Below are 10,104 nucleotides of genomic sequence, written 5' to 3' on the forward strand. Positions count from 1 at the left end.
CTGGTGCAGGACGCGCTGGCCACCCTCATGCACGGGCGTACGGCCATCGTGGTGGCGCATCGCTTGTCCACGGTGGCCAGCTTGGACCGCATCGTGGTGCTTGACGGAGGCCGCGTGGTCGAGGACGGCCCGCATGCGCAGTTGATCGAGGCGGGTGGAGCGTATGCGCGCCTGTGGGAGTGCCAGACGGGCGCGTATCTGGAGTAGGCCGCGCGCGCCGCGGCGGGGCGGCGCCAGGAGTGCGAGCGCCTGGCGGCGGCGCGTGGGTGTCGCGCGGGCGATGTCGTGCGTCGCCGCTTCCGTGCGGCCCGCTTCCGCATGGGCAACGCCACTGCTGCGCCCGCCTCTGCGGAGTGCGCTCCCGCGAGGGCAACGCCTCTGCCGCGCTCGTTTCCGAGCGGCAAGATCCCCTCGTTGCCAAAATGGACGAGTTTTGCGGCGGTTTTTCGCCCTCAGAGGAGTCTCTTCTCGAATGCGTTTTGCATCACCCCAGGTCGCAAAGCTGCAAGCATCCTTTATCCTGGTTTGAGGACCAGCAAAACTCGCCCGTTTTGACAGGACGGGCGAAACCAGCGGCTTTCAAGGGAAACGCGGCTCCGGAAATCGGAATCGCTTGGATTTGAGGCCGTCCGCGCTCATTCCGCGCTATCATGGTTTCATGCACGCGAACAAGCGCGCCGACGCGCGCGACGGGCGCAGGCCCGCAGGAACGAAAGGCTAGCTATGGCGAAAATTGCAATGACCACGCCGCTTGTGGAAATGGACGGCGACGAGATGACGCGCATCATCTGGCAGATGATCAAAGACGAACTGCTCGCGCCGCACATCGATCTGAAAACCGAGTACTACGACCTGGGGCTGGAGCATCGCAACGCCACCGACGACCAAGTGACCGTCGACTCCGCCGAGGCGACCCGCCGTCTGGGCGTTGCCGTGAAGTGCGCCACCATCACGCCGAACGCCGCGCGCATGGACGAGTACGACCTGAAGCAGATGTGGAAGAGCCCTAACGGCACCATCCGCGCCATGCTCGACGGCACCGTGTTCCGCACGCCCATCACGGTGGCGGGCATCGAGCCGTGCGTGCGCAACTGGGTCAAGCCCATCACCATCGCGCGTCATGCTTACGGCGACGTGTACAAGAACGCCGAGATTCGCGTACCCGGTCCCGGCAAGGTGGAGCTCGTCTACACCGCCGCCGACGGCACCGAGACGCGCGAGCTCGTGCACGAGTACGACGGTCCGGGCGTGGCGCAGGGCATGCACAACCTGGACGCTTCCATCGAGAGCTTCGCGCGCAGCTGCTTCGAGTACGCGCTCGATATCAAGCAGGATATCTGGTTCGCCACGAAGGACACCATCTCGAAGAAGTACGATCATCGCTTCAAGGACGTGTTCCAGGAAGTTTATGACGCCGAATACGCCGCGCGCTTCGAGGAAGCCGGCATCGAGTACTTCTACACGCTCATCGACGACGCCGTGGCGCGCGTGATGAAGGCCGACGGCGGCTTCATCTGGGCCTGCAAGAACTACGACGGCGACGTGATGAGCGACATGGTGTCGAGCGCGTTCGGTTCGCTTGCCATGATGACGTCGGTGCTGGTCAGCCCCCAGGGCTACTACGAGTACGAAGCCGCGCACGGCACCGTGCAACGCCACTACTACAAGCACCTTAAGGGCGAGGAGACGTCCACGAACTCGGTGGCCACCATCTTCGCGTGGTCGGGCGCGCTGCGCAAGCGCGGCGAGCTTGACGGCTTGGACGACCTGGTGGACTTCGCGAATCGCCTGGAGAAGGCCACGCTCGACACTATCGAAGCCGGCGAGATGACGGGCGACCTGGCGCTCATCACTACGCTGCCGAATCCGGTGAAGCTCAGCACGCGCGACTTCATCCTGGCGGTTGCCAAGCGCCTGGCGGCGTAGAGTCGGCTTCTGCGCCCAACGCAACGTCCACGGCCTTGGATCGCATTGCGCTCCGAGGCCGTTTTTTTGCCAGGTACCGTGATCCAACCATGCCCGATTGACGTTTGGGCTTCAAACGTCAATCGGGCATGACGCCTTCATGCAAGAGGAGTATCATAGGCCGGATGCGTTCGGCGAGCTTCATGAAGGAGGGTTGCGGCAAGATGGGAAACGTTTTTCGCGTGTTCAAGCGTGACCTTTTGCGCCTGTTGAAGGTGCCGCCCGCCTTGGTGGTGGTCGTCGCCTTGCTGGTTCTGCCGTCGGTCTACACCTGGTACAACGTGGTGGGCTTTTGGAACCCGTACGACAATACGGGGAATCTGCGCGTGTGCGTGGTGAACGAGGACGTCGGCGGCTCAAGCGATTTGACCGGCGAGCTTCACGTTGGCGACATGATCGTTGAGGAACTGCATGAAAACAAGCAGCTGGACTGGGTTTTCACCGATCACGATACCGCTTTGTCCGAACTTCAATCGGGCAAGAGCTACGCGGCCTTCGTCATACCGAAGGACTTCACCGAGCACTTGCTCTCTTTGACGACCGGCGATTTCACGCAGCCGGAAATCCAATACTACGTCAACGAAAAGCTTGGGCCGGTTTCGCCTAAGATCACCGATACGGGCGCCACGACGCTTGACGAAACCATCAACTCCACGTTCGTCTCGACCGTAAGCGACGTTGCTGCCGAAGCCATAGACCAGGCGGTGTCCGACGCGCGCGGATCGATCGACGCGTCGCGGTCTCGCGCCGTTTCCGAGATATCCGAAACGGCGCAGCTGGTAAGCGACGCCCGCGCATCGCTCGGCGCTATTTCGGCGGCCACCGACGAGGCTCAGGATAAGGTTGGGAATTCGCGCGGCACGCTCGATCGTGCGCGCACCGAGATTGCAAGCGCCAGCAGCGCGCTGCAAAACGTGTCGAACCTTGCCGGGCAGATGCAAAGCGGGCTGGCAAGCGTATCGACCACCGCAGCGCCCGCCGTGAGCCAAAGCCTGCTTGCCGTTTCCCAGGCGTCTTCCAAGGCGAACGGCGCGATAGGGGATTTGACGACGGCTGCGGGGGAGGCCCAGGCGGGCATAGGCGCCTCGTTGTCCCAGGGACAGGCGATCGTCCAAGAGAGCAAGGCGCTGGCCGCCTACCTGCGCACGATGGCGGACGGGCTTCCCGCCGGCGACCCCGGCAAGGAGCCTCTTGCGGCCATGGCGGACGAGCTGGATCGCCGCGCGGCCGATGCGCAGCAAACCTTGGACGGCCTTGCGAGCCTCAACGGGGAAGCGGGCAAGCTGTCCCAGTCGGTGTCGCAGGCGGGCGATTCGCTCAATGCTGCGGTGCAGCTTGCCGTCAACGATGCGAACACGTATTCGAACGGGCTGTTCGGAACCACGATTCCCCTGGTCAACCAGAGCTTGTCGCAGGTGAGCGCAACCTCGGCCACGCTGGGCGCGGCCGTTGCCAGCCAGCGGCTCCTGATCGACCAGACGTCGCTTGTCCTGGACCAGCTTTCCTCGACGCTTGCCACGGCGAAAGAAGCTCTCGGCCAAACCGACGCCATTCTGGCAAGCTTGAGCGAAAGCCTTGATACGGTGAGGACCGATGTGCTGTCGTTGGGCGAGTTGGGAGTTTTGACGAAGCTGTTCGGAGAAGACGGGCTGGACGCCACGAAGATCGCTGAATTCATGGGATCTCCCACCAAGCTTGTCACCGAGCAGCTTTATCCGCTTAACGCCTACGGGTCGGCCATGGCTCCGCTGTTCATGAACCTGACGTTTTGGATCGGCGCTTTCATGCTGCTGGTCATCATGAAGCAAGAGGTGGATGGGGAGGGCATACGGAACCTGACCGTCACGCAGCGCTATCTAGGCAGGTTCTTGCTGCTGGCCGTCATGGCGGTTCTGCAGGCGGTCATCTGCTGCGCCGGCGTTTTGGTCATAGGGGTTCAGGCCGTGAACGCCCCGGCGCTGTTCTTCGCGGCAGCGGTGGCGTCGCTTTCCTACCTGAGCATCATCTACGCGCTTTCGGTTACGTTGCAGCACATTGGCAAGGGCATCTGCGTGGTGCTGGTGTTCGCGCAGATTCCGGGCGCGACGGGCTTGTACCCCATCGAGATGACCTCGGGCTTTTTCCAGGCGGTGTACCCCTTCTTCCCGTTCACCTACGGCATCGGCGCCATGCGCGAGGCCATCTGCGGGTTCTACGGTTCCCATTACACCGACGCCGTGGGCATGCTCGTGTTGTTTTTCGTGCTGTTCATGGCTTTGGGGATCATCGTTCGGCCCCTCATGGCGAACGTGAACCGCATGGTTGCGGGGCAGGTGAGCCAAAGCGGCCTGTTCAACGGCGAGGACGTGGAGGTTCCCGAGCGCCCGTACCGGTTCGCGCAGCTGTTCCGCGCGCTTGCGGACAAAGACGAGTACCGCGAAGAGCTGCAGCTTCGCTACGAGCGCTTCGCCCGCTGGTATCCTCGGCTTATCCGCGGATCCGTGGCGCTGGGCCTGGCGGTGCCCGTGGCGTTGACCGTGATATTCGCGCTCACGCCCACCGAGAAGGTGTGGTTGCTGACCGCGTGGCTGATATGGATGGTTACCGTGTTCGTGTTCTTGGTGGTGCTGGAGAGCCTGCGTGACAGCTTCGAGCGGCAGCTGAAGCTTGACGGCATGTCCGAAGAAGGCTTGCTGGAACTGGGCGCGTCGCGCAACAGCATGGCGCGAACCTCGGATGCCCTTCGCGGCTTGAAGGGAGGCGGCGGCCATGAGTAACCTGTGGCGCATCCTTCGCAGCGACTTCAAAAGCCTGTTCGCGAACGCGATGAGCATCATCATCGCCGTGGGCTTGGTGGTCATGCCTTCCATCTTCGCCTGGTACAACGTCATTGCGTGCTGGAACGTGTTCGACAACACCGGCAACCTTACCGTGGCGGTGGCCAATGTCGACGAGGGGTACGAAAGCGATTTGGTTCCCTTGCGCGTCAACGTGGGCGAGCAGGTGGTTTCCGCGCTGCGCGCCAACGACCAGATCGATTGGACCTTCACGTCCGAAGAGGACGCCGTGGACGGCGCGAAATCGGGACGCTACTACGCGGCGGTGGTCATTCCGAGCAGCTTCAGCAAGGATATGCTCACCTTTTATTCGCAGGACGTGCAACACGCGAAAATCGTGTACTACGCGAACGAGAAGAAGAGCGCGATTGCCCCGAAAATTACCGACAAGGGTGCCGATTCCGTATCGTACCAGGTAAACGAAGTGTTCGCCGAAACGCTTTCGGAAGTTGCACTCAGCTTGGCGGAATCGCTCTCGCGCTATGCCGACGACGCCGACGTGAACGGTCGCATCGCCGATCTGTCCAAGCACGTGCGCGGCATGGGGGAGCAGGTGAAGCAGATGGGCTCGGTGCTCGATCTGTACGCTTCGCTCGCGCGTTCTTCGCAAACGCTTATCGGCGATTCGGTCAAGCTTATCGGGTCGGCCCGCTCCGAGTTGGACGGCATGGGCGCAACGGCTTCGCAGGGTGCGGCGGCTACGGGCGACATGGTCGAAGCCCTGAAGCAGTCGGTCGACGACCTGTCGCACGCGCTCGAGAGCACGGGGCAGGGCTTCGGCGCGGTTTCCGATTCGGTGGACGCCCTGTTCGACACGGCTTCTTCGGGAACGCAGGAGTGCGTTACGCAGATGCGCGCGCAGGCCGATACGGTGGACGGGCAGATCAGCCACTACGTTGCCCTGGTGGGCCAGTTGGAGCAGCTGCGGGGGCAGGTGCCCGAAGAGTATCAACCTGCCGTGGACGCGGTGATCGTGCGACTGAACGCCGTTATCGAGCTTATGGAGGGCGTGCGCGACAACCTGCGCAGCGCGGCGACCAAGCTGGAAGCGGGCAACGCGAACACGCAGGCCGAGCGCGAGGAGATCAAGAAGCTGGCCGCGCAGGCACAGGAGAGCATGTCGGCGGTCAAAGGCGATTTCGATGCGAACGTGAAACCGGCCATGCAGCAGCTGGCAAGCAACGTGTCAACGCTTGCGGCCAACGTTGGAGCCGGCGTGGACAACTTGCGGGCTTCGAGTTCCGGGCTGGCCGATTCCGCGGGGTCGGCCAACGATCTGCTGGGGTCGGCGGCTTCGAAGATCGACGGCGCGGCGCAGAAGCTGCGCGGATCGGCCGCCGAGCTGGCGTCTTTGGCCGACAGCATCGACCAAGCGCTTGCGAGCGGCGATATGGAAGCCCTGCGCCATGTGCTGGGCTCGGACACCCAGGTGCTTTCGAAGGCGCTTTCGGCACCGGTCGCCATCGATCGCATCGCCGTGTTCCCGGCGGACAACTTCGGATCGGCCATGGCTCCGCTGTACACGACGCTGGCCCTGTTCATCGGCTCGCTGCTTATCCTGGTTGCGGTGAAGCCGGGCGTCTCCGATAAGACGAGGGCGCTTTTGAGCGACCCGCGTCCTCGCGAGCTGTTCTTGGGGCATTTCGGCGTCATGGCGTTTCTGTCGCTGGCGCAGACCACGCTGATGGGGCTGGGCAACATGCTGTTCTTGCAGGTGCAGGTAGCCCATCCGATGCTGTTCATGCTGTGCTTCTGGGTGGCGGGCCTGGTGTTCACGTTCTTGATCTACGCGCTGGTGGCGGCGTTTGCCAACTTGGGCAAGGCGGTCGCGGTGCTGCTTCTGATCATCCAGGTGACGGGATGCGGGGGCTCCTATCCGCTGCAGCTGCTGCCCTCGTTCATCCAGGACCTCAGCCCGTGGCTGCCGGCAACCCATGTGGTCAACGCCATGCGCGCGGCCATGTTCGGGACGTTCGGCAACGATTTCTGGATCGAGTTGGGCAAGCTGGCGCTGTTCCTGCTTCCCGCTGCGTTCATCGGCCTGGTGCTGCGCAAGCCGTTGGCGAAGTTCATGACGTGGTACGTCGAGCAGGTGGAGTCCTCGAAGCTGGTGGGGTAGGGCAGGCGACGCCCGCGCGTGCAGGTGCGGGCGTCGCCTACGTGCGCGCGAGCGCGCATCAGGAGCAGTAGGCGTCCTTCACTGTTTGAAACAGCGATCGAATGCGCTGGTCAGCCAAGCTGTACACGACGTAATGCCCGGAACGCTGGGCATGCACCACGCCCGCAAGGCGAAGCGCTGAAAGGTGCTGGGAAAGCGCGGGCCGACTGATGTTGGGAACGTTTTCGGCCAGTTGGGCCACGGTTTGGTCGGCTTCGAGCAGCGCGCAGAGAATCAAGAGCCGATTCTCGTTGGCAAGCAGGCGAAACAGTTCCGCTACCTGGTGCGCTTTTTCTTCCATGGCGGTCTCCTATGCGGGAGTCGAAGGGTTCGCAGACGTCGCGGGTCGCTCTTCCGTCGGCGGTTCCATGCCGTGTGCGCGGCCTTTGGAGATGAGCTGGGTCATGGTGCCCATGGGGCAGAACGCGCACCACGAGCGCGGCCGGTACAGAGCCATGACTGCAAGCCCGATCAGGTTCGACGTCAGCATGATACTGTAGAACCCGAAGGCGAATTGCGCAACCCACGGCTCCACTTCCACCGGATAGGCCCAATCCCATGGCAGCGAGAAGGTCCATAGAAGCTGTACGGCCGTTCCCAGCTCGCTGCTTCCGGCGAACACCATCCAGGTGACGAACAGCATGTTCGCGAACATGGCCATGAAGAACACCAGGAAGCCCAGCCTGAACGCGCACGACCGCAGGATGCGCGGGGTCGGCTTGTTGCGCGAGAGGCCGAACCGCTTGCCCAGAAGCGTCAGGAACTGTCCGCGGTCGCAGTAGCGGTTGCAGTAGGCTTTTCCGCCGCCTGCCAGGGAAACGATGAGCGGCACGAAGAAGAACACGAGGCCGATCCACGCGAACAGGATATTGAAGAAGCCCAGCGCCAGGTAGATGGGCGTGATCACGTACAGGCGGTCGTACCAGCGCGGTGCGCATGCCTTGCCGCACGCCTTCTTGCCGCTCATGCCGACACCGCCTCGCGTCGGTGCACGGCTACGGCGGATGCCGGGCATTCCGCTTCGCATGCTCCGCAGCCCACGCAAAGGGTCGCGTTTACGTACGCCCTTGTTCCGCGCCAGACTGAAACGGCTTCCCGAGGGCAGGCGTGAGCGCATGCGCCGCAGGCGACGCAGGCTTTCTCGGCTACGACCGCTATCTTCTTTGCCACCGTCTTCCTTTCTCTAAATTAGAATATAAGAATATTCTTAAATAATAAACGAAGAGGGACCGCCGCGCAACCGTGCAATGGCGCGCCCGGCCTCATCAGCGAAAAAGGCGCATGAAACAGGATGTCAACGACGTTTCGCTATAGAGGGGGCAATGAATAGGGTGCTAAAGCATCCGGGGGTTTCGGCCGCAACGGCGCTGCCATGGGAATAGCATAGCTTGGGAAGCTTCTAGTCTGCGCGTCGTGACGGAGGGTTTTCGGGCTGGCAGGATGCGGGCTTTGCGCTTCAACTTGAGTCATCAGGACGAAGGGAGTTGAAATGCTACGAGACAGCGTGCTTCGCCTTGTCGTTGCCGTCGGGCTGGTTGCGGGCGTTGCGATGCCGGGTAGCTTCGCGTTCGCCGATCCCGACGGCAGCTCGGCGGGGACGGAAGTTCGGGATGCTGCACCCGAGGCGGCTTCGAGCGATGCCGGCTTGTCGGAGGGCCGCGACGAGGAAGGCTCTTCCGTCGACGGCGCGCCGGCGTCAGCGCCTGAAGCGCCGACGGGCGCCGAGTTGCCGCCGCCGATCGCCGAGCCGCTTTCCATATCGATCGACGAGGAAAATCCCGTGGCGCCCGAATCGGGGACGGCGGGGGAGCGTCCGGTAGATGCGCGCGATGCGGCGCCTGCGGAACAGCCCGATTTCAACGGCATCGTGGAGTTCGACATGGAAGTTGCCGGAGAGGGCGTGCAGTCCAAGGTGTTTACGAGCGGCGACGAGCCGCTGGGCAACTTCGGTTTGTACGATATGGGAAGCTGGGTTTTCAAGAAGTACTTCATCGGCTGGTCGGACGTGCCGGATTACGTGGCTAACGCGCAGGGCCGCCTTTTCTACGAGAGCGAGCCGGTGTCCGCGGCGTTTCCCGAGGGCCTGTCCGAGCCGCGCCGTCTGTACGCCATTTTCGCGGGCGGGTTCGATGCGCTGAACAGCGCGGGCTATATCGACATGAACCGCGGTATGAGCGCTTCCGACACCGTGGAGGGCGAGATTATCGAGCAATCCGGGTTCGGCGTCGACCAGGCGGACAAAGCGGCAACCGTGATGCTGGATCCGTCGGCGCCGGGATACGGGGTTGCGGTGCGCCCGGAATTCGGCTTCAACAAGGTGCTCGCGCACATGGTGTTCAGGAATCCCGGCGGCATCATGACCAACAGCGGAACCTGGTCGGACGGCCCGAAGCAGGGCGCGTCGTACACGCACGTCGATCTGCACGTGGTGCTTGACGAGCGCATCGGCATGCCCGACGTTTTGGAGAACGTGTCGTTTACCAGCTATCAGTTCAAGCCTTCGTACGTGCTCGACGAAAACTACAACGTGCTTGCCCGGATAGACGATTCGCTGGTGCAGGGAAGCCCCACCTCGGTGTTCTCGTTCGATCGCCAGGGCAAGTCCACGTTCATCGTCCGGGTCACGGTGCGCCGCGACGGCAATCCGGCGAACCTTCTGAACGCTTCGGCTTCACAGGTGCTCGAGCCGATGGTGCTTACGGCGCCGGGACGTCCCTTCTTCGTTTCGAAGGAGACGGCGTACGCGGTCGAGTCTGCGGGCGAGCCGATTACACTGGGCGGCTACATCGACGGCGTGGTGAAGGTGAGCGCGATCAAGCAGAACATTCCCCGAATCGACAGCCCCTCGATGCGAATAGCCTTCGTGGCGCGAACCTACCAGGTTTCGTATCGCTTCGAAAGCATGACGGAAGGCAAGGAGCTGCCTGCGGACGTGCTGGCGCTTCTGCCTGTGCCGCTCGAGGGCCTGGAGACGGGCGTCCGCGTGTTCCCCGAAGAGCTGCTTCAGACCGAGATCCAGGTCGAAGGCGGGAAATGGGCGTTCCGCTCCTGGGATAAGGAGTCGCATCTGGTTGACGACGCCGACGGCGAGTTCGTGGGGTATTGGGAATTCGCAGCCGATCCCGTGCCGGTCGACCCGCCGGACCCGACCGACCCGCCGGATCC

The 10,104-nt window shown here is 62.9% G+C and carries 7 protein-coding genes and 1 pseudogene; 5 read left to right on the forward strand and 3 right to left on the reverse strand.

Features of this window, described 5'->3' with window-relative positions:
* From ACMNI9_RS08505 to ACMNI9_RS08520, 4 genes and pseudogenes are all read left to right on the forward strand, one after another.
* A pseudogene (locus ACMNI9_RS08505) lies at positions 1–207 on the forward strand (ABC transporter ATP-binding protein); the annotation flags it as partial.
* Between the two features lie 516 nt (positions 208–723).
* A complete protein-coding gene (locus tag ACMNI9_RS08510; RefSeq protein ID WP_114565976.1) occupies positions 724–1,926 on the forward strand; it encodes an NADP-dependent isocitrate dehydrogenase in 1,203 nt (400 codons plus the stop codon).
* Positions 1,927–2,129: 203 nt separating this feature from the next.
* Positions 2,130–4,721, forward strand: a complete 2,592-nt coding sequence (locus tag ACMNI9_RS08515) for a YhgE/Pip family protein (protein ID WP_418831622.1) — start codon at positions 2,130–2,132, stop codon at positions 4,719–4,721.
* Complete coding sequence (locus tag ACMNI9_RS08520; protein ID WP_418831624.1) at positions 4,714–6,900, forward strand: YhgE/Pip family protein; 2,187 nt, start codon at positions 4,714–4,716, stop codon at positions 6,898–6,900. Before ACMNI9_RS08515 ends, ACMNI9_RS08520 begins: the two co-directional genes overlap by 8 nt.
* Before the next feature lie 58 nt (positions 6,901–6,958).
* Here ACMNI9_RS08520 and ACMNI9_RS08525 read toward each other — a convergent pair whose 3' ends face one another.
* From ACMNI9_RS08525 to ACMNI9_RS08535, 3 genes are read right to left on the reverse strand one after another with little or no spacing between them, the layout of a single operon-like run.
* Positions 6,959–7,240 (reverse strand): ArsR/SmtB family transcription factor, encoded by a 282-nt coding sequence (locus tag ACMNI9_RS08525; RefSeq protein ID WP_418831626.1) that lies wholly within the window; start codon positions 7,238–7,240, stop codon positions 6,959–6,961.
* A gap of 9 nt (positions 7,241–7,249) precedes the next feature.
* Positions 7,250–7,906 carry a 4Fe-4S binding protein gene (locus ACMNI9_RS08530; protein ID WP_418831628.1) on the reverse strand — a complete coding sequence of 219 codons (657 nt, stop codon included), beginning with the start codon at positions 7,904–7,906 and terminating at the stop codon, positions 7,250–7,252.
* Positions 7,903–8,109 (reverse strand): ATP-binding protein, encoded by a 207-nt coding sequence (locus tag ACMNI9_RS08535; RefSeq protein WP_114565979.1) that lies wholly within the window; start codon positions 8,107–8,109, stop codon positions 7,903–7,905. The genes ACMNI9_RS08530 and ACMNI9_RS08535 overlap by 4 nt, the downstream gene beginning before the upstream one ends.
* Before the next feature lie 319 nt (positions 8,110–8,428).
* On the opposite strand from ACMNI9_RS08535, the gene ACMNI9_RS08540 reads away from it, so the two are divergent.
* The coding region (locus ACMNI9_RS08540) for an SHIRT domain-containing protein (protein ID WP_418831630.1) at positions 8,429–10,104 on the forward strand (1,676 nt) is incomplete at its 3' end.

Source organism: Paraeggerthella sp. (assembly GCF_048427265.1).
In the GTDB taxonomy this organism is placed as follows: domain Bacteria; phylum Actinomycetota; class Coriobacteriia; order Coriobacteriales; family Eggerthellaceae; genus Paraeggerthella; species Paraeggerthella hominis.